At 48.9% G+C, this 19,172-nt stretch carries 18 protein-coding genes, 1 tRNA gene and 3 pseudogenes; 12 read left to right on the top strand and 10 right to left on the bottom strand.

Annotated features, from left to right (window positions below):
• Positions 1–62 precede the first annotated feature (62 nt).
• Positions 63–233 (top strand): 50S ribosomal protein L40e, encoded by a 171-nt coding sequence (locus tag METMK1DRAFT_RS09050; RefSeq protein ID WP_009073214.1) that lies wholly within the window; start codon positions 63–65, stop codon positions 231–233.
• Here the strand turns inward: METMK1DRAFT_RS09050 and METMK1DRAFT_RS09045 are convergent.
• Positions 220–783, bottom strand: a complete 564-nt coding sequence (locus tag METMK1DRAFT_RS09045) for a nucleotidyltransferase (RefSeq protein WP_009073211.1) — start codon at positions 781–783, stop codon at positions 220–222. The genes METMK1DRAFT_RS09050 and METMK1DRAFT_RS09045 overlap by 14 nt on opposite strands.
• Positions 784–841: 58 nt before the next feature.
• Between METMK1DRAFT_RS09045 and METMK1DRAFT_RS09040 the strand changes: the two genes are divergently transcribed.
• Positions 842–955, top strand: a tRNA-Cys gene (locus tag METMK1DRAFT_RS09040).
• 44 nt (positions 956–999) lie between these two features.
• Positions 1,000–2,622, top strand: coding sequence for a thiamine pyrophosphate-binding protein (locus tag METMK1DRAFT_RS09035; protein WP_009073210.1), 1,623 nt, complete (start codon positions 1,000–1,002; stop codon positions 2,620–2,622).
• Between the two features lie 44 nt (positions 2,623–2,666).
• Here METMK1DRAFT_RS09035 and METMK1DRAFT_RS09030 read toward each other — a convergent pair whose 3' ends face one another.
• Complete coding sequence (locus METMK1DRAFT_RS09030; RefSeq protein WP_009073208.1) at positions 2,667–3,776, bottom strand: GMP synthase (glutamine-hydrolyzing); 1,110 nt, start codon at positions 3,774–3,776, stop codon at positions 2,667–2,669.
• A gap of 7 nt (positions 3,777–3,783) precedes the next feature.
• A complete protein-coding gene (locus METMK1DRAFT_RS09025; protein ID WP_009073205.1) occupies positions 3,784–5,184 on the bottom strand; it encodes a cobyric acid synthase in 1,401 nt (466 codons plus the stop codon).
• Between the two features lie 17 nt (positions 5,185–5,201).
• Between METMK1DRAFT_RS09025 and METMK1DRAFT_RS09020 the strand changes: the two genes are divergently transcribed.
• Both METMK1DRAFT_RS09020 and METMK1DRAFT_RS09015 read left to right on the top strand, forming a co-directional pair.
• Entirely contained in the window at positions 5,202–5,936 is a 735-nt protein-coding gene (locus METMK1DRAFT_RS09020) for an adenosylcobinamide-GDP ribazoletransferase (protein WP_009073202.1), read from the top strand.
• A complete protein-coding gene (locus METMK1DRAFT_RS09015; protein WP_009073200.1) occupies positions 5,909–6,820 on the top strand; it encodes a cobalamin biosynthesis protein in 912 nt (303 codons plus the stop codon). Before METMK1DRAFT_RS09020 ends, METMK1DRAFT_RS09015 begins: the two co-directional genes overlap by 28 nt.
• Here the strand turns inward: METMK1DRAFT_RS09015 and METMK1DRAFT_RS09010 are convergent.
• Positions 6,749–7,765, bottom strand: coding sequence for a zinc-dependent dehydrogenase (locus METMK1DRAFT_RS09010; RefSeq protein ID WP_009073198.1), 1,017 nt, complete (start codon positions 7,763–7,765; stop codon positions 6,749–6,751). The genes METMK1DRAFT_RS09015 and METMK1DRAFT_RS09010 overlap by 72 nt on opposite strands.
• Before the next feature lie 85 nt (positions 7,766–7,850).
• On the opposite strand from METMK1DRAFT_RS09010, the gene METMK1DRAFT_RS09005 reads away from it, so the two are divergent.
• From METMK1DRAFT_RS09005 to METMK1DRAFT_RS08990, 4 genes and pseudogenes are all read left to right on the top strand, one after another.
• Positions 7,851–8,420: a M48 family metalloprotease gene (locus METMK1DRAFT_RS09005; RefSeq protein WP_009073196.1), complete on the top strand. Its 570-nt coding sequence runs from the start codon at positions 7,851–7,853 to the stop codon at positions 8,418–8,420.
• A 28-nt stretch (positions 8,421–8,448) separates the two neighbouring features.
• Positions 8,449–10,584 carry a glyceraldehyde dehydrogenase subunit alpha gene (cutA, locus tag METMK1DRAFT_RS09000; RefSeq protein WP_009073194.1) on the top strand — a complete coding sequence of 712 codons (2,136 nt, stop codon included), beginning with the start codon at positions 8,449–8,451 and terminating at the stop codon, positions 10,582–10,584.
• A gap of 2 nt (positions 10,585–10,586) precedes the next feature.
• Positions 10,587–11,051 (top strand): DUF1947 domain-containing protein, encoded by a 465-nt coding sequence (locus tag METMK1DRAFT_RS08995; RefSeq protein WP_009073192.1) that lies wholly within the window; start codon positions 10,587–10,589, stop codon positions 11,049–11,051.
• Positions 11,052–11,280: 229 nt separating this feature from the next.
• Positions 11,281–11,496 (top strand): annotated as a pseudogene (locus tag METMK1DRAFT_RS08990) (helix-turn-helix domain-containing protein); the annotation flags it as partial.
• A gap of 17 nt (positions 11,497–11,513) precedes the next feature.
• On the opposite strand, the pseudogene METMK1DRAFT_RS17725 reads toward METMK1DRAFT_RS08990, so the two are convergent.
• A pseudogene (locus tag METMK1DRAFT_RS17725) lies at positions 11,514–12,553 on the bottom strand (IS701 family transposase).
• A 110-nt stretch (positions 12,554–12,663) separates the two neighbouring features.
• Here METMK1DRAFT_RS17725 and METMK1DRAFT_RS19125 point away from each other — a divergent pair.
• Positions 12,664–12,894, top strand: a pseudogene (locus tag METMK1DRAFT_RS19125) (transposase family protein); the annotation flags it as partial.
• A 210-nt stretch (positions 12,895–13,104) separates the two neighbouring features.
• Here METMK1DRAFT_RS19125 and sul12a read toward each other — a convergent pair.
• Positions 13,105–13,422 (bottom strand): Sul12a family chromatin-organizing protein, encoded by a 318-nt coding sequence (gene sul12a, locus METMK1DRAFT_RS08975; protein ID WP_009073184.1) that lies wholly within the window; start codon positions 13,420–13,422, stop codon positions 13,105–13,107.
• Positions 13,423–13,472: 50 nt separating this feature from the next.
• Between sul12a and METMK1DRAFT_RS08970 the strand changes: the two genes are divergently transcribed.
• Both METMK1DRAFT_RS08970 and METMK1DRAFT_RS08965 read left to right on the top strand, forming a co-directional pair.
• Positions 13,473–14,426, top strand: coding sequence for an ornithine cyclodeaminase family protein (locus METMK1DRAFT_RS08970; RefSeq protein WP_009073182.1), 954 nt, complete (start codon positions 13,473–13,475; stop codon positions 14,424–14,426).
• Positions 14,411–15,556, top strand: coding sequence for an aminotransferase-like domain-containing protein (locus METMK1DRAFT_RS08965; RefSeq protein ID WP_009073179.1), 1,146 nt, complete (start codon positions 14,411–14,413; stop codon positions 15,554–15,556). The genes METMK1DRAFT_RS08970 and METMK1DRAFT_RS08965 overlap by 16 nt, the downstream gene beginning before the upstream one ends.
• Here the strand turns inward: METMK1DRAFT_RS08965 and METMK1DRAFT_RS08960 are convergent.
• The 4 genes from METMK1DRAFT_RS08960 to METMK1DRAFT_RS08945 all read right to left on the bottom strand — a co-directional run bounded on the left by METMK1DRAFT_RS08960 (position 15,546) and on the right by METMK1DRAFT_RS08945 (position 19,152).
• Positions 15,546–16,607, bottom strand: a complete 1,062-nt coding sequence (locus METMK1DRAFT_RS08960) for a M24 family metallopeptidase (RefSeq protein WP_009073177.1) — start codon at positions 16,605–16,607, stop codon at positions 15,546–15,548. The genes METMK1DRAFT_RS08965 and METMK1DRAFT_RS08960 overlap by 11 nt on opposite strands.
• A gap of 37 nt (positions 16,608–16,644) precedes the next feature.
• Entirely contained in the window at positions 16,645–17,475 is an 831-nt protein-coding gene (locus METMK1DRAFT_RS08955) for a zinc ribbon domain-containing protein (protein ID WP_009073175.1), read from the bottom strand.
• 287 nt (positions 17,476–17,762) lie between these two features.
• Positions 17,763–18,470 carry a class II glutamine amidotransferase gene (locus tag METMK1DRAFT_RS08950; RefSeq protein WP_009073173.1) on the bottom strand — a complete coding sequence of 236 codons (708 nt, stop codon included), beginning with the start codon at positions 18,468–18,470 and terminating at the stop codon, positions 17,763–17,765.
• The gene (locus METMK1DRAFT_RS08945; RefSeq protein ID WP_009073170.1) at positions 18,463–19,152 is read right to left on the bottom strand and encodes an MBL fold metallo-hydrolase; all 690 of its coding nucleotides are present in this window, start codon (positions 19,150–19,152) and stop codon (positions 18,463–18,465) included. Before METMK1DRAFT_RS08945 ends, METMK1DRAFT_RS08950 begins: the two co-directional genes overlap by 8 nt.
• Between the last annotated feature and the right edge of the window lie 20 nt (positions 19,153–19,172).

The following is a 19,172-nucleotide window of genomic DNA, read 5'->3' as shown; positions in this document are numbered from 1 at the left end:
CCACACTCCCTTTACCGCAATACTTTTGAATCTAGTCCAATATATAAGTACTGGGTAGATAGATGCCTCTAACAGATCCTGTAAAATTACAAATAGTTCAACAGAGAGTATTCATAAAGAAGGTATGTAGGAACTGTGGGGCTTTGAACCCCATCAGGGCCACAAAGTGCAGGAGATGTCACAGCACTAACCTGAGACCGAAGAAGAAGGAGCTACCGACTAAGAAAGCTTAAAACCTATGGAAGCCAACCTCTCCCTCACGCTCTTGGAGTTTTCTTCAAAGAGTTCTGCATTTCTGTTGAGGGTATCGAGGTCTATTTTCAATTTTCTTTCCCCTACTAGCTGAACTATTCTCTTCAGCTCCTCCTCGTCCTCCTCTCTGAAGGCGTTAGCCTTGAGCAATATGTAGTCCTCAAGCTTCACAACCTTAAACTCCCATTTACCTATCTTCCTTGTTTCTGCCTCTTCTAGTATCTTAGTAGGCACGAAGAAGTCCTGGATGTTCTCATAGAGGTCCACCTGTAGCTGTTCGTCATTCAATGGTATCACCAACCTTGGGGTGTCTATGGGAGTGGATCCCAAGTCCCAGCCCTGTCTCTCCACGAACTGGGTTAGTCTATCGTATTCAGCAATTACGCTGAAACCGAGCGGGAACAAGTCGACGTCACTATCGGTTGACTTTCGATTTAGAGACAGCTCCACTACTGTGTCCCCTATCACCACGAAGTCCGTTAGTTCCTGTATTTGTCTTAATATATCTCCTATCTTTTCAAAAGAGATCAACTAGCTCACAAGTGAACAACTGCAATTACTTTATAATTTTTTATGATGATGATCTTATGCCGGGGTGGCCGAGCGGTCTAAGGCGGCACTATCCCATCGATAGCGCTAGGGGCCGCAGTGGGGTTCCTGCTGGGAACCCGTTATTTCGCGGGTTCGAATCCCGCCCCCGGCTCGTAAGTTTATATAATTCCGAAAGGTTATGATCACGGATGTGTCTTGAGCCAGCCTAAGAGGAAGGAAGAGACTGTGGGCAGGGAGATGAGCGGGGATGAAGCAGTAGCATACGTTCTGAAAGAGTTAGGCGTCAAGAGGATATTCTCCACTCACTCTCTTCCAGATGTATTGCGAGAGAGATTAAAGCAATACGAAGTTCAGGTCGACCTCACGTTAAACGGAAGGGACGCCCTCATTCTAGCAGACTCTTACGCCAGGGACGTTGGGGACGCAGGTGTAGTACTTTTAGTCCCCGGAACTCTGGCTCTGGAGGGGATGAGCGTAGTCGCCCAATCCTACGCTGACTCAGTTCCCCTTCTCATAATCTCTACGGTTAGATCCCATAAGGACGTGGGGAGGGCTAGAGTTGGGGAACTGAGAACACCTGACGATGTATCCCAATCACTTCTTCCCGTCACTAAGTTCAGGGAGAGAGCCGTGAGCATTGAAGAGATTACGGTCACTGTGGAGAAGGGATATAAAGAGGCCCTTAGTAATAGAGCTAGACCCGCACTAGTAGAGATTGCGGAAGACCTCTTCAAGCTAAAGGCGTATCCTCTATCTACGGCTGAACAGAAACCAGAGAGGAAGACTCCAGATAAGAATACAGTTGCCAAAGTGGCTGAGGTTTTGGTTAGCTCCAAGCTTCCAGTGATAGTTGCGGGATATGGCGTGAAGGCAGCCAATGCTCACAAGGATCTATTAGAATTGGCTGAGCTGCTGGATGCGCCAGTGATAACCACGATAAGAGGAAAGGGCGTCTTCCCTGCCTCACATCCCCTCTTCGCTGGAGAGGGACTTGGAGCCTTCGCTACGGACGTCGCCTCGAAATTATTCCTGGAGGCCGACTCCATACTAGTATTAGGTTCAAGACTCCCTCAGTTATCTACGGCTGGCTGGTCCATGAAGTTCAAGGGTTTCGTGATGCAAAACAACGTAGATGGCGAGGATATAGGGAAGGTAGTCATGCCTCAGGTTCCCATAGTGGCAGACACTGGGCTGTTCCTGAAGGAACTCCTTAACGCGTTGAAACAGAAGATAAAAGAGAAACAGGACAGGGGAATAAGGTCTACCGTAAGTGCGTCCAGGAGAGTGTTCACCATGAAACCTCACACAGGTTTATGGCCTTACGATGTGACCAGGTTACTACAACAATTCCAGTTTTCTAAATACTTCGTTGACCTTTCCTCGGCAACCTTCGATATAATTAGGCTACCTATTGAAGCCCCAGTCTGGCACACGAGTGAGAGTATATTAGAGAAGGGATTGGGAGTGGCGGGAATAGCGGTGTCAGGAGACGAGAGGGCCTTGGGGATAACAGATCTGGCAGGGGTACAGAAGAACCTCAGCCTGTTTCTCTCCGGGAGATCATTAAGGGGAACCCTCCTAATCCTTAACGACGGTGGAGCGACCTATCTGGACACGAGCAAGGCTGACATACCTACGTTGGGTAAGTCAGGAAGGTATGTGGAAATAGATAAGCAACTTGAAGACTCCTTAGGGGCTATAACCGTTGAGACTTACGGTCAATTGAAAGACATCATGGCTGAGGAGAACAAGGGGGCAAAGATAGTTAATGTGAAGATAGATCCTGAGTTCGAATCTATCGTACTGATGAAGGCGTAATACTTTCTTAAGTTGACGTTGGTACTCCAGGGGAGTTTAAACTTTCACTCGAACTCTATAGTAGCTGGGGGTTTCGTTGTGACGTCATACACCACTTCCCCTACACCGTCTATGTTCATCAGTAGCTTCGCTACCTCTGTAAGGAGCTTGGGATCCATCTCAGTTATGTCTGCAGTCATGAAGTCCTCAGTCTGTACTGACCTCACTGCGATGGTATACTTTCCCTGACCCTCCGCAACTCTCATCAGGGCTCTCGTGAAGTCCCCGCTCGTGATCTTCTTGGCCATCTCCCTGGCTACTACATAATCCCTTGCAAAACTGAACGATGCCATTCTTCCGTAACTCCTGACGTCACCTTTAACTCCGGTAGCCCTATTCGTGTAGACAAATATTCTATCCCCCAGTGATCTCGAGAGTCCTTCCTCCACGTCCCCTTGTTTCTCGAATACCGCCGCGAAGTATTGGGATGGTCTCAGCGGTCTTAGCATTCTCTCCACGATCTCGTTAGCTCTCCTACACACCAACAGCTTCTCCCTAGATACCCTTCCCACAACCCTGACCAGGAGTCCTGGACCTGGAAATGGTTGCCTCTCTGAGATCTCCTCAGGGAGTCCTAGGTATCGGGCCAACTCCCTCACTTCATTCTTATAGAGGTCAGCTAAGGGTTCCACAACAGTGAATCCCCATAAGCTCTCCGTGTTTATGCCCAGCTGGACTAGGACATTGTGCTGTGTCTTTATTCCGCCCTGCGTCTCCACCCAGTCGGCAGCTATGGTTCCTTGAACTAAGAATTTGGCTCCCTCCCTCTTGAGTATGGAGGAGATGGTAGTGTAGAAGAGATCTCTGAACTTCTTCCTCTTCTCCTCGGCGTCAGAGAGGCCCTCTAAGGAACCTATGAACTCTTCGCTTCTATCCTCTACCCTCAGGGGCATTAAGTCCCTGAGCATTTCTTGAACCCTCGCGGACTCTCTTTCCCTCAGGAACCCAGTATCTATCATTACTGGTACTACTCTGTCTCCCAGCACCTTGTACATCAACGCAGCTGCAGTGGTGCTGTCGACCCCTCCGCTGACAGCTGCTACAACTTTTTCTTGACCCACTATTTGCCTTATTTGGGGTTCCATCTCCCTAATGAAGGCTTCTGGAGAGAACATTATTGTTCTACTCCCTTATCCTGCTTTCTGTATAAATATTCCATATGGTCTCCGTATCAATCTTAGATCTAACTATCTCCGCGATTAGGTTCACTTGTTCCCTCACCTCTTCTTCCAGTGATTTGCCATAAAATTTCAAACCGATTTCCTCCAAAAGTTTCCGGCCTCCCTGGGAGTACAGGGAACCGTGTAGGCTGAGACCAAAGAAGTCTCCGTCCTCGGCTCCATCAGGCACACTGACAAGATTTCCATTCCTTTCTGTGATCGTCAAGAGTGGCCTTCCCTCTGAGTAGATTATCTCCCCTCTCCTGATTTCATAACCCTCAAATGTTCCAAGGTCGGACACCGCCTTGCTGTTCGCTACCACCTTTGTCTTCCTGAATTTGACTTCTATGGGCAGGATCCCTAGACCTTGGTAGTCACTGGGAACTCCCGCCTCTAGTCCGTAAGGATCAATGAGTCTTCTACCCATGATCTGGAAACCACCGCAGATGCCGAGGACCCTCTTATTCTTAAGGATGCCCACAAAACCGGACTCAACTAGCCAGGACAGGGCAGCCTTAGTGTTCCTAGTTCCAGGGAGTATAACTAAGTCTGCCTTACTAAGTTGGGAGGGTCTCCTGACGAACCTAACGTGAGCGTTAGACTTCTGGAAGGCTTGGAACTCATTGAAGTTACTCATGTAAGGTACCGCTATTACGTCCACTTCCATCTCTCCTTCCCCTAGGTCTCTCACGTTCATGGAGTCTTCCGCTATGTTGGAAATCCTATCGTCGTAAGGGATAGTTCCCAAGAATTTCATACCTGTCCTCTGCTCTAACCACCTTACTGCTGGCTCCAAGAACTTCTCATCACCTCTGAACTTGTTTATAATGAAACCCCTGAGCAGAGGTCTTAGGGAGGTTGGAAACATGTTATATATTCCAAACGCGGAGGCGAAAGCTCCTCCCCTATCTATATCAAGGACCATTATGGAGGGGACCCCTAGCTCCATGAGTTTGTACCCTGAAATGTCTCGCTCTAAGAAATTGGGCTCCCCGAGACCCCCTGCAGCCTCTATGACCATGTCCTCGGTTATACGTTCCTTTACCTTAGGCCAGAGACGCTCAACTGTGGAATAGTATTCTCTCGAGTCCATATTGCCCAGGGACTCTCCCATGAAGATAACCTCTATCCCATTACCTGAAGGTTTGAGCAGGACTGGATTCATCCACCTCTCGGGTCTAATCTCGCTCCCCATGGCTTGGAATGCCTGAATGAACGCCATCTCACCTCCATCATGGGAAGGAAAGCTGTTGAGGGACATGTTCTGGGCCTTGAAGGGAACCCCTCCCAACAACTTAACTAGAGCAGCTGTGACGATCGATTTCCCAGAGTCGCTCATGCTAGAAGATATTATTATTGCCATGTCTCTGAAAGTTCATTGTGAGGGCATTAAAAGGGATTCTAGCACAACTCTCATTTTTCACTATAATCCCCACGGTTCAGGCGGACTTGGAGTTGATAGCCGAGTTCTCCTTCTTGGCTCCGGTGGTAGTGGGGATCACTTCCGGTGTTCTCGACTTCGGGTTCTTATTCCTGATCAAGGAGGCACTGGGACGAATTTACCCAATCCTACTCCTCCCCTTCATAGAGGTGTTAAGGGGTTTCAATCACTTAGACGGATTGCTGGATTTGGGGGACGCCCTCATGATCAGGGGGACTCATGAGGACAGACTTAGGGCTCTCAGGGACGTGGCCGTGGGGACTGGTGGTATTGGACTCCTGGTGTGCTACTTAGCGCTCATGTTTGTTGCCCTGAATGGTGTAGGTGGTCTTAACCTTATGACACTGTTCTCCCTGATGAGTGCAGAGGTTCTCTCTAGATCTTTAGGTCTACTGGTGTTAGGACTAATGAGTCCCATGAAGGAAAGCAGGTTGGGCAACATGTTTCATAAGAAGCTTAGGAGAAATTGGCCCTTTCTACTCCTCCAGTCAGTTCCATTCTTTGGCATTCAATCCGTCTTAATCTTTCCCGTGATCCTCGCTCTATTCCTTTACGTGGGCAAGAGATTCCTCGGTGGGTCCTCTGGGGATCTAACGGGAGCTGCGATCACTTTAAGCTTCCCCATACTCTTGATGACTGAGGCCCCATGTTTCTTGTGTTCCTTGCATCTCTAGCGCTTGACTTAGCTATAGGTGAACCTCCAACTTTCATCCACCCAGTAGTCGCTGTAGGGAGACTCTCCTCCATCTTTGTGAGACCCTATGCGGGGAAACTCCATGGGGTTATATTGTGGTTCGTGTCTGTGATCCCCGTTTTCACCCTTTGTCTTCTCCCCCTCCTCGTACCTAACGTCATAGTCAAGTTCCTTCTCCTAACACTGGTTCTCAAGACCACCTTCTCCATTAAAATGCTCTATAAAATAGTGAGGGAATCATTGCCCTTGGACGAGAGATCAAGGAGTTTAGTGCAACAGATAGTGAGGAGAGATCTCAGTAAGAGTGACCAAGGTCATATAGCTTCAGCAGCTATAGAGTCCCTCTTTGAGAGTTTAGTGGACGGAATAACCTCACCCATTTTCTGGTTTTTGTTACTGGGTCTGCCTGGTGCCCTGATCCAGAGGTTCGCCAACACGATGGACAGTATGGTGGGCTACAAGGTTCCTGAACTCAAGGAGGAGGGTTATTTCAGCGCCAAGGTCGACACTTTGCTTAATTATGTTCCAGCGAGGCTCACGGTTCTCTTAATGGGAATTGCAGGGTTCCTACTCTGGGGGAACTTCACAGGTGCTTTCAGGTACGTGAAAGAATCCCCCGTGGAGAGCGTAAACGCTAGATATCCGATAGGGGCAGCAGCGGGAATATTGGGAGTGAGGCTTGAGAAACAAGGTAGCTACTCTGTGGGAGAAGGAAATCTTCCTACTTCCATGGACGTGGAGAGAGCCCTCGTTCTCTTCAAAATGACTTTGGTTCTATACATCGTCTTCATCCTAGTCTGTTATTACTATCTTTATGGCCTTTCCCTCTTTGGCTACCCTTACGGCCTCCTGGAACTGTTCTAAGCCATACACGTGCGATACTAATTCCTTCACCCTTATCCTACCCTCGGAGATTAACCTCAGGGCCTCAGTTGTGTCCTCCTCAACGGCAGCGTTGCTACTTATTAAGGAGATCTCGTTGTTGAGCAACTCGCTAACATCGTATTGGAGAATAGTTCCCTTAAACGGCACGCCGAAAAGCAAAACCTTCCCTCCCCTCCTGACGGAGTAGAGACCGGAAAGTATTGCCTGGGGCGAACCCGAGGCTATGATGGATACGTCCACTCCCCTTCCGTCAGTTAGCCTCTTAACCTCCTCTGTTACGTTGTGTCTAGTTGGGTTTAACGCTGCAGTCACACCTAGCTTTTCCGCAAAGGAGAGCCTATACTCGGAGACGTCAGATATCATCACTTGCCCTACCCCTAAGGACTTAGCGTTAAGTACATGGAGTAAGCCCATGGGCCCTGCACCCACAACGAGAACGGACTCGGCAGCCTTGAGCTGTACTCTCCTCTGAGCCCTCACCACAGTGGCCAGGGGTTCAATGAAGGATCCCTCCTCAAAGGTAACGTGATCCGGTAACTTCAGTATTCCTTCTCTCTTGACGTTCCAGGCTGGGACCCTAAAGTACTCAGCGAAACCTCCTGGATCAAGGTTGGTCTTCCTGTAGTAGGGACACATGGTCGGACTACCGTTCTTACAATAATAACACTCATAGCAGGGGACGTGATGGTGGGCAAAGACCCTATCCCCAGGCCTTATTCCCTCAAACAGTGATTCCTCCACTACACCTGCAGGCTCGTGACCCAAAATGGGTTGCGATGCGGTGTATTGTCCACATATCTTCTCGATATCGGTTCCGCATAGACCACAGGCCTTCATTTTGACTAAGACGTCCCCTTCCGCTAGTCTAGGTATAGGAACCTCTTTCAGCGTAGGTTTACCGTTCTCAAGAACTATCGCCTTCATTTCACCAACATGTTGTCTCAGCACGATTTAAAGTGAAGTGGTAATTTCAAGAAGTTAATATAGTACTACCCGCATAATACAGTTTGTGCAAACCATTATTTTCGCTCTACTGTCCCTGGTTATTATAGCCGTTATGTACTGGGTAATAGTACCCAGATGGGTTAAAAGATATAGAACAGTTCACGTCGAGGGACTCGATTCCATTCTAGAGGGGACAGCCCGAAGGGTTGAAATAAAGATGAAGGAGAGCTCTTCGGTCAACGCGTTCTCCCTGCCTGGCGGGACTATTTTAGTTACCTCAGCTCTCTTAGCCCAGAGCAACGATGAGATTTTAGCTGCCGTGGCTCACGAGTTGGGTCACATATCTAGAAAACATCATCTCAAGGGTTTCATCGTAACTGGAATGCTAATCTCCTCAGCTATATTGGCGTTGGGGTATTTGGGATATTTAGCTGGAGCCTTTCTCATCCTTTTCTCCTTCCTGTTTCAGAGATTTCTTTCGAGGAGATTTGAGTTCGAGGCAGACTCCTATGCCACTACTCTAGTAGGAAGGGAATCCTATTCTAATCTCCTCATGAAGTACGAGAGTTCTGGCGAGGGGAGGTCGATCCTCTCAACCCATCCAACCGTTTGGGAGAGGCTTAAGAAAATTTAAATCTCATTAGGATCGTATAGATAGGTTCATGAAATACATAGGTCAACCCGTGAGGAGAATAGAGGATCCCCGCCTCATAACAGGCAGGGGAACTTACGTCGATGACGTTCAGCTTCCTGGGATGTTGTTCGTGGCTTTCTTGAGGTCTAAGTATCCTCACGCAAGGATAAAGGTCAAGGGGGGTCCTCAAGTTTATACAGGAAAGGACTTTAACCCTGGGAAGGACTTTCCAATACCCTCCACTGAAGTCACGTATGCAGGTCAACCGATAGCGGCTGTAGTAGCCAAGGACAGATACGAGGCCTATGATCTCCTAGAGAGTGTCGAGGTCGAATACGAACCCTTATCTCCAGTGTTTGACCCAGAGGAGGCCCTGAAGGACGAAGTCAAAGTTTACTCTGGATTACAGAGCAACGTTTATTCCAAGAAAGAGTTTCTCTCCGGAGAACCTCATAAGGTTTTAGAGGAGTCCCAGGTTCAATTGGAGGGAACTCTTTACAACCAGAGGGTTGTGGCAGTCCCCATGGAGACTAGGGGGGTAGTCAGCTTCTTTGACGGACAGAAACTCACTGTTTGGTCCTCGACCCAGTCTGCCCATTATCTAAGGAGAAATTTAGTCAAATATCTCGGCCTAACTAACATAAGGGTCATCCAACCAGACGTCGGTGGTGCCTTTGGTAGTAAGATTATTCTCCAACCTGAGGAGTACGCTGTGAGCTTTCTTTCAGTTAAGCTGGGAGTACCTCTAAAGTGGATCCCCACTAGGAGCGAAGAGATGATGAGTGCTGGTCACGGTAGAGACAAGGCACTCAGGTATAAAGTCGGGGTCAAGAGGGACGGGACAATAATGTCGCTCGTTGGCACTATAGTTGGGAATATCGGTGCCCCCTATTCTGAGGCCAACGAAGATGACGGCGGCAACGTAATAAGCGCTGCCAGGATGCTCCCTGGACCATATAGGATTAAGCATGCCCAGGTTGTAGCTTATGCTGTCAACACCAATCTAACTCCCACTACCTCGTACAGGGGAGCTGGGAGACCAGAGGCTACCTTCTTCATAGAGAGGATAATGGATCAGATTTCGCAAGAGTTGGGAATAGACCCACTCGAAGTTAGGTCTAGAAACCTCATAAGACCCGAGGAGATGCCCTATCAGAACGCCTTTGGTATAACCTACGATTCTGGTAATTATATAGGGCTCATTAAGTCGGCAGAGCCCTACTATCAACAGCTGAAAGCTGAGGCTCAGAAGGAAAATCTCTGTTTAGGGCTTTCTATGTACGTGGAGATAACAGGTTTCGGACCTTGGGAAACCGCGAGAGTCTACGTGAAGTATGACGGGAGAGTGGTAATAGTTACGGGAACAGGTCCTCACGGCCAAGGGGATGCTACGGCCTTCGCGCAGATAGCATCGGAGGCATTGGAGGTACCCATGGAGAAGGTTGAAGTGAAGTGGGGTGATACGGACGTAATAGAGGACGGGATAGGTACGTGGGGGAGTAGAACCCTAACTGTAGGCGGATCAGCAGTACTTTTGGCCTCACAAGAGTTGAGGAAGAGGCTAACCGAGGCTGGGGCTAAGGCCCTTGAGGCAGATGTAGAGGAGGTGGAATACCTCGAGGGTAAGGTAGTCCATAAGAAGACGGGTAAGTCTCTATCGTTTGACGAGGTCGTCAAGAATGCGTATAAGTTCGGAATCTCCTTGGACGTGACTTCAGTGTATCCAGTGAGGAAACCTACTACGCCCTACGGTATACACTTCGCCGTGGTTGAGATTGACAGGGAGACCGGAATGATAAAGGTCAGGAAATATTTGGCCGTAGATGACGTGGGCAAAGTGATCAATCCCCTCTTAGCGGAAGGTCAGATACACGGAGGTGTAGTTCAGGCTCTAGGGCAGGCCCTGTATGAGCAGGTGGTGATAGCTGACGGCATAATGCAAAACTCGTCCCTGGGAGACTATGTAGTTCCCACAGCAGTGGAGTCACCCAAGATGGAGTGGAAGAATTTCCAGCTGGGCTTATCACCCCACCCTCTGGGATCCAAAGGTATAGGCGAAGCTGGAGCCGTAGTGGGATCCCCTACAATTCTCAGCGCACTTCAACAATGCACTAAGAAGTTCATAAACAGGATGCCAGTAAGCCCAGAGGATTTGGTGAAGTAAAAGTGCAAAAGCACCTCCTCTCCCAGAAGGAGAGGAAAGAGTTCCTTTCAAGGATTAAGGCCCTATACGGCGTAGATCTGTCCTCAGAGAACGTCGAAATAGGAAAAGAAAAGAAGTTAATTTATTACTATTTAGACGGAAAACTTTCTTTCTTCACTGAAGACTTGATACCCACACTATGTTTCCTACAGGAGCACAGGGTGACCCTTCCCACGGTGAAGGTAGACGAGGGGGCAGTGAAGGCCCTGGCTAGAGGGGCAGATCTCTTCGCCCCTGGAGTAGTAGAGACTTCTGGTGAGATAACTCCAGGTACGCTATTGTTGGTCCTAACCAAAACTGAGATTCCTGTGGCTATTATGAGGGCCTCCCAGGAAGTTCAAGAAGCTTTATCCAATAAAAAAGGGAAGGTATCAACTAGCATACACTGGATAGGGGACGAAATCTGGAAAATGTGTAGTAAGCGGTGAAGATTAGACTTCAACTCTGCATGAGTTTTAAGGGATTGAAAGGTGCCCTGCCCTAAATAGCCCGTGAGAAGGTGTTTTCATCTTCGAGACATCATTTCCGTCGTTAGGTTAAGACGGAGGATGCGAGCATCATGATGGAACGTGATCACTTCAGGATAACTTCTAGCCGTTGTCAACAGTTTCAGATAAACTGTGAAGTTTATATACTTTGTATGTGAGTTTAATTATGATGCTGAAACCTAAGGAAGTGTGCCAAAAACTGGGAATATCCTACCGCACGTTGCAGAGCTACGTTAAGGAGGGTTACATTAAACCAGTGGTGCAGAGCGGGAAGTGGAGGTTCAGGGAGGACGTAGAGAGATTGATGGGTATTGTCAAGAGGAGGAAAGTGGCATTATACGCTAGGGTATCGAACAAGCGAAAGGACGACTTAGTGAACCAAGTTACAGCAGTTATGGGACGTTAACGTAACTTAAAGATTTTCATCAGCCCCGGCGGTCCGCCTAAATGACGTTCAACGAACCTGAGGAACGCCTCCACGCTCCTAAGGTTCAGCTCCCCCACCAGCTCCCTGACGACGTTGCTGATGGTGAAGATCGTGAGGTACCCCTGAAGCCTCTCCCTCCTCCAGAACGAGGAGTCCCAGGGCCTTGACGTCCCTTGGAGGTCCTCGATCTCCCACCTCATCCTCCAGGCCTCCTCGACTTCCTCGCTGAGCGAGAGGTCGGTGGTGTAGAGGCACCTGGCCTGTGTCCCAGAGTCACGTTTATATTCCCGGACTAGCAACTTTACCGTAATGGGTCGGCCTCCCAGGGTCAGGTCGGCGTAGTAGACTCCGAGGGTCTCCCACTCGGAGGTGTCCCTCCACCTCCTCGAGGGTCCCCTGGACCGACTCGACCCTGAGCTCGGTTGGACTTGGCTCAGACACCACGTTGTCCCTCACGAGCTTCTCGGACAGTACTGGGGTCGAAGACGACCCTGGCTACCGGAAGCGCTCCTTGAGCACGTCCAACATCTCGCCACCTCGATCTTGGTCTTGAACTCGGCGACCATCCCCAAATCCAACATCTTCCTCACGGCGTAGGGGAAAGCCCCACCATGAACGTCCTGCCCTAGGTCCACTACGGCGACCGTGAGGAGCTGCACGCCCCTCTCGAACCTCCCGTGGGTGTGGCAGTAGGTCCAGTAGTTCTCAGGGGCTCACGTCCTTCCCCCTGGAGCGTTGTGGTCCACGGTGTCGTCTATGATGACGGCCACCCGACCCTTCACCAGTCTGACAGGACCTCCAGGTAGTCCCTCCACGCGTCGTCGAGTTCTCCCAACGTCTCCAGCAGGTTTGCGTAGTCCAACCCGAACGTCTCGGCCGCGTTCCTCACGCTGGCCCTCCCACCCACCAGGACCATGAGGACTAGCGCCAACCCGACCTTCCTGCTCCTCCCCTTCCTCCTCACCACGCCCAGCCTGTTGACCGCCTTGACCAGCCTCTCCCTAGCCAACTCGATCGGTCCCTTTCCGCACCTTTTCAGCAGGACGACGTCGAAAAATAAAAACTTCTCGCTAATACCGACTTCTTCGTATTACCTCCCTAAGATTCCCATAACTGCTGCCGAAAGGTAGGACTTTCAGGTATGAGAGGTGTGGGTTCACCCTGGACAGGCAACTGAACGCATCCTTGAATATCTTCCTCAAGATGTGCGGGTTTCCCCACCTCTTTCTCACTCCCACTGGGAGTAGGTGGGTTGGGGTTACCCCGTTAAGGGGGCGGAGGGGTAACGGGTTTCCCCGTGACCCCGGTGAAGCTCAAGGGCTGAGAATTGGATACAAATTCATGAAAATTCAATGAAGCCCGAACCCCTCTAACCATCCCTACGGCAAAGATAACGGAGTTTCCTGGAACGAACACTCTCCACCTTACCCTTAAGGACGACAAGTTACGTGAAATTTGTCCTCCAAAGCCTCGGGTTCCCCAGTCCAGAGGAGTAAGCTCCATGTAGTTTCACTCCCATGAAGGAAGACATTGGAACTCAAAACATAGCGAGTTGAAATCTTCGAATCATCTCTCTTTCTGTTTTCTCTTAAGTTTCATCAGTTCCTCCCTGACCTCCTCGAGACTTTTCTTAAGCATGGCGATCTCGCTCTCATGAATCTCCATAAGTTTGGTCAATTTCTGGACAGGATCTTCACTCTTCACCACTAGTCTCACGATTCCGTTTTCGTCCATTTCCATGTACCCCAGCCGTACCAATTCCCTCACGTATCCCTTGGCTGTCTTCGGAGAAACCTTCAGGAACAGGGCGATCTCCCTTAAGTCCATCTCCCCCTTGTTTTTCACCATGTTCAAAATGTCTTGTAACCTGGGAGTAAGCTCCATAAGAGAACTCTTGTGAACATGTGGATTTTTAAGACGTGGGGCTAAATCAAATGAGGGCTCTATTGACTCTCTTTCTGACTGAAGAGAACGTAAATGAGTTGTTGAGCTTCAGAGACGCATATGAAGCTCTAAGGGAAGGCTTCATTCTTGAAGATAACAAGAAGGCTGTGAATACCAAGAGGGTGAGAACTGCCTTCTCGGGAGTTACCCTCACTTATCAGGCTGGAGCCTATGAAGGCTTTATAGGCTTCAAGACTTACGTCAGGGGAAACTTCATCTCGTTGCTCTTCTCTTCCGAGGGGGAGCTCCTCATGCTAACTGAGGCTGACAGGATGTCCTTGCTTAGGACAGGAGCACTCTCAGTTCTGGCTGCAGACCTAATGAAGAGGAACTACTCAGAGGTAGGCATCATAGGTTTAGGGAAACAAGGCATAGCTCAGGCCGAGGCCTTTTGGGCAATGAAGGGAGTGAAACTGTGGGGTTACACGAGAACTAAGGAGAGGGAGACTAAGGCATCAGAAATCCTGAGATCCATGGGGGTTCAGATCAAGATGGCCACATCGGTTAAAGAGCTCGCTTCCATGGCGGACGTCGTAGTTACCATTACCACTTCCACAACTCCTTTCCTTAAGTTGGAGTACTTGAAGCCAGACTCTCACGTCAACGCTATGGGTTCCAATTTGTCTGAGAGGATTGAACTCTTCCCTGATGTCCTGAGGGCATCACAGACCATCTCCGTGGAGGACATACAGCAGGCCAAGGAGGAGGCTGGGGACCTGATCTTGGCTAACAAGATGAACATGCTGGATTGGGATAAGGTCGTGAAGTTCTCCGAGGTGGTTACCGGAAAGAGAAATCCAAGGCCCAGGTCAGGGATCACCGTCTTCAAGTCAGTAGGCATAGGCCTGGAAGACGTTGTTGTCATGGGCAAACTCTATGAATTGGCCCGGAAGAGAGGCCTTGGGAAGGAGATAAAGGTGAGCGGTCGATGGTATCGAGGATAGGAAGGGAGATAGACCTTTCCCCCGTGGAGTTGGGCTCTCGCGTCGGGGGCAAAGTGAGGATAAATATGGCCAGCGGAACTCCAGATCCTAGAGTAATACCAATTGAGGAGATAAAGAACGCGTATGAGGAGGTACTTCAGGAGAAAGGACCCAGGTCCCTGTTCTATCCAGGTGCAGGAGGTCAACCGGAGCTAATAGAAGAGATAAGGAGGTTCGTTCCATCGCTGAACCTCAGTCTCGATAAGGAAGATAAGATAGTTGTAACCAGCGGGGCCCAGCATGCCATAGAGCTCATTTCTAAGTACTTTCTGGACAACGATGTCGTTGCCGTGGAAAACCCTACCTTTGTGGAGACGTTCATGGCAATGAAATTGAGGTCGAACGTAACTCTACCCATAGATCTAGACTCTGAGGGAATGGACGTTAGTTCCCTGGAGAGGATAACGAAGATAGTGAGGCCCAAGCTGGTATATGTGATTCCCAACTGTCACAATCCGGCTGGTGTAAATATGTCATACGAAAGAAGAAAAGCACTCGTGGAGCTGGCCAGTGCGAGGGACTTCTACGTAGTTGAGGACGATCCTTACAGACCGATAGCAGGTTGCGTTCCACCTCCCATAAAATCGTTTGACAGAGAGGGGAGGGTCATATATGTTAGTAGCTTCAGTAAAATAATTGCCCCGGGGCTGAGGGTGGGTTTCATAGTAGCTAAAGGTGAAATCGCAGAGAAGCTCAGCTTATTGGAGCAATTGGACTTCTCCACCTCTACTATAAATCAGTACGTAGTAGCTAACCTCCTCAGGAGAGGTCTAGTTTCAAAAAGGATGACTACTCTCGCGATGCATTATTCAGAGAAGATGAAGATTCTCACCGAGTCCCTGGATGACGCTGGTATCTTCAAGTTCAATCCACCTAAATGCGGCTTCTTTGCACTGGTGGACTTAAGAACCGATGCTGAGAGAGTTTTCGAGGTAGCCACAAAGGACGGGCTGAGCTTTGTGAAAGCTAAGGCCTTCTTCCTACGTGGGGGAGATACCATGGCTCGGCTGAGCGTTACTATCCCTACTGCGGAGGAGATCAAGGAGGGTGTGACAATCTTGAAGAGATCGGTTCTTGACGTCAAACTGTGAAGATCTCCCTGCTCAACTGGGTGAGAATCTCTACCTTGTCCCTCATGACTGCCATTTCCTCGACCCTGATTCCAAACTTTCCAGGAAGGTATATTCCAGGCTCTATGGTGAACGTGCTACCTCTCTTCACCTCAACCAAGTTATCAGGAGCTATGTAGGGATCCTCATGTACGTCTATTCCTATACCGTGACCGGTTCTATGAATGAAATTTTCCCCGAATCCCTTGGAAGATATCACCTTTCGGGCCCTCCAGTCTATGTCCTTGCCCGTTGATCCTAACGTCGAGCTCTCAGCTTCTGCTATGGCCTCAACCACTATGGACCAGATGCGTTTGACATCCTCAGAAGGAGGACCTAAAGTCAACACACGCGTCGTATCTGTGGAATAACCTTTAAATTTTATTCCAAAATCTGCTATTATAACATCCCCCCTCTTTACTTTTCTGGAGGTGCATCTCAGGTGAGGCATTGAGGTGTTGGGTCCGGAAGTCAGGATGGGACTGAACGAAGTCCCCTCAGCACCATTCTCAATGAACAACCATTCCAATTCTCTGGCTAATCTGCACTCGTTCTCTCCCTCCTTGACCTTATCCGTGAACTCCAAGAAGGACTTCTCGGCTATTGACAACCCGCTCCTCAAGGCCCTTATCTCCTCTTCGTCCTTCACCTCTCTCAACTCCTTCATTATTACGGAGGCAGGACTGATGTTGGAGGGTAGAAATCTATTGAGGATCTCGACGAGAAATAGTGACCACAGTTGATCATCTATGGCTATGGACGATCCCTTTTTAAGTCTCATGAGTGAGTAAGGATCTTCCCCATCCCTGTAGGATCGAATCTCCAACCCCACGGTTGAGAGCTGTTCCTCATATATCTTGGGAGCTAAGACAAAGTCCTCTTCACCCACAACCAGTAGGAGTGGTCTCTCCATCTGTTCCTCCCTGAACCCAGTGAGATAGAACATGTTACTAGTGGGCCCCAGGATCACTGCGTCAATACGCCTCTGCGACATCATCTCCTTGAGACGTTTCATCCTCACTTCATAATTCATAGTAAAACTGTTCCCAGACTTCTCATAAAAAACTAAGCTAGCAGGTGTAATAGCATTTCATGGCGAGGTTGTATGCAGCGTTGAAGTCCCTGTCCACCTTATAACCACACGCAGGGCAAACGAAGATTGAGCCTAAAATTTCACCCTTCTTGTAACCGCATCTGGAACATATCCTGGAAGTGTTATGTGGGTCGAGCCTCTTGAACCTTATTCCCCTCTCTATGAACTCCTTTTCCAAGAGGTCTTCAACCAATCTCAATCCTTTCCCTATTCTAGCTTCATAATACCTCAGATCCTCCAGCGCCACCACCTTGGGACTCACCTCCTCCATGAAGTCAGCTAATTCCTTTACAGCTCCTCTCACCTTACTCCTGATCTCGGCGATATAGGATAATCCCTGCCCCTCCCCCATGTATTTCGTGAACGTTTCAATCAGTGATCCATTCCCTATGTATTTGGTCCTGAAGACCTTTCCACCGTCCAGTATGGCAACTACTGTGAAGAGGTGTCTTATTCCCAGGTCAACTCCTACTATTGGATCCTCAGTCACGTAAGCCAAATAGACCTTAATTCCATCGGAGAAGTCCACTATGGCATAGGCCGGTTGTCCTCCTTGATCTGAGGAGACTTTGGCGTCAACTTTCTCCAGTTTAAAGAGGTTCCCCGTGTTCACCACCTTCAACGGTCCTATCCTAAGCTTACTATATAGTAAACTGAGTCCCCTAAGTGAGGGGGGAGGATTGGGCTTCTCCTTGGCTCCAGTTCTCTCTAATGCTTTAGTGTATTGGATGTAATAGACTATGTCACTGTAAATTTCCTTGAGTTTTCCGAAGTCTACTATCTTAGCCTCTATTAGTCGCTCTTTCATATAATATGATTCTCCACTGACCTTATAAAAGAGGAGGTTGAGGTGACTTCCAGGCCATTCAGGGCTCCATTGCGAATTCTAATATCTCTCTTAAATTAGGCTAATTCTATGTAGGATTAGTTGAATGTAACCTGCCACGTCAATGAGGCAGAGAAGAAGTCGCCCCGACCACGTATGATCAATTATTACGCTTAAGCTACTGAAACAAAATGAAATTGCAATGGAGACCTGAATGCCCCTGACTTTCCTTACCAGGAGATTAGCTCAAAGGGAAAAATGAAATTCTATTACAATTCGGTCAGTTCATCGTAAGGTAACTCCCTCCCAATACCTCTTAAGTAATAATTAACTGAGGATGAGAAAATATATCCCCCACTCCTGTAGAGTCTGTAGTACTCCTCCTTCTCCCTCATCTTTTCCTTGTTATAGTAATAGTAAACATATAGGCTGGGGCCCACTCCCTCCCCGTAAAATAGGAGCGAAGAGTTGAGGCTGGTACTCCATTGTCTTAACTCCTTGGTTACCCTGGAGTATGACTCGACTGGATCCATTCCTTCTTGAACTCTCTTGGCCACCTCCATAAGCATGACGAAACTGTCGGTATATGGGAGATTGGGTTCGGTGAATCCAACTCTACTAATGGATCCGTTGTGGGCTAGGAAGAGTTCATAGGGCCCCGCCCTGAGGAAATAGGGGTGGGCGTGGGACGGACCCAACAGGAACTTTTTAGAGCTTCTCCGGGCGTGAATAATTCCTACTAGCTCGTCCCCCCTTATGGAACTCAGGAATTTTACGTTGGGGTCCTTGAAAATAGGTTTCCGAGAAGTATAATAAATTTTAGACCATCCATCGTCCCTAAAATAGATCACGAATCCCCAACCGTCAGGATGGGATCCGAAACTGGAATAGGGATCCTTATCAGAGGCCTTAATCAGGGATTCGAGGACGTTTGGATCCACCTCTCCCTCAGCTCTGAAAGCTACGAACCTACACATCTATGACCAACCCGTCCTTCGCTAGTATACCCCTGTCTCCAGTCAACTCTTCAAATTTCTTAGAAAGCTGTGCAGGTATGTGAGTGATCACGGGTTTATTGAACATTTCCAATACTTCCTTCAAAGACGTGTGACCCCATTGCTTGCAGTTCTCCAGACAGCTAGCTTCGTGTATTACCAAGTCTACCTTTCTAGACTCCCTCAACACATCCTCACACGGTTCTGACGTGTCCCCAGAGTATAGGATCCTCTTTCTCCCATCGGTGATGATGTATGAGACAGCGTAGATTTTGTGACAAGCTCCCACGGAGTAGACCTCCAACTCTCCCTCACCTCCCTGGGGAAGTCCGTCCTCTCTAACCTCTGCCGATATCTGATTTCCAGCTCTCTTGTAGCTTGAGAGTACCTCCAGAAAACCCGGGGGAGAATAAACCCTTATATCTGGAAGACCTTGAATCGCCCTCTGTACTAAATGATCGAAAATCCCAGAGAAGTGATCTACGTGCAGATGAGTGATGAAAACTGCGCGTGGAATCTTGTTCATGTCCTCCAATCGCATACTTACCCCAGAGCCGAAATCCAACAGTACTTTGTCCTCTCCGCTCTCAACCAACACTCCCGATTTGAACCTGCTGCTCCCAACCGTGCTCCCAGCTCCCGTTCCCAGTAGAATGACTCTCAAATGTCTCCCCTTTCCTCAAC

Source organism: Metallosphaera yellowstonensis MK1, assembly GCF_000243315.1.
Lineage (GTDB): Archaea > Thermoproteota > Thermoprotei_A > Sulfolobales > Sulfolobaceae > Metallosphaera > Metallosphaera yellowstonensis.
Note: the sequence above shows the minus strand (reverse complement) of the source record. Positions and strands in the feature narration are given on the sequence as shown.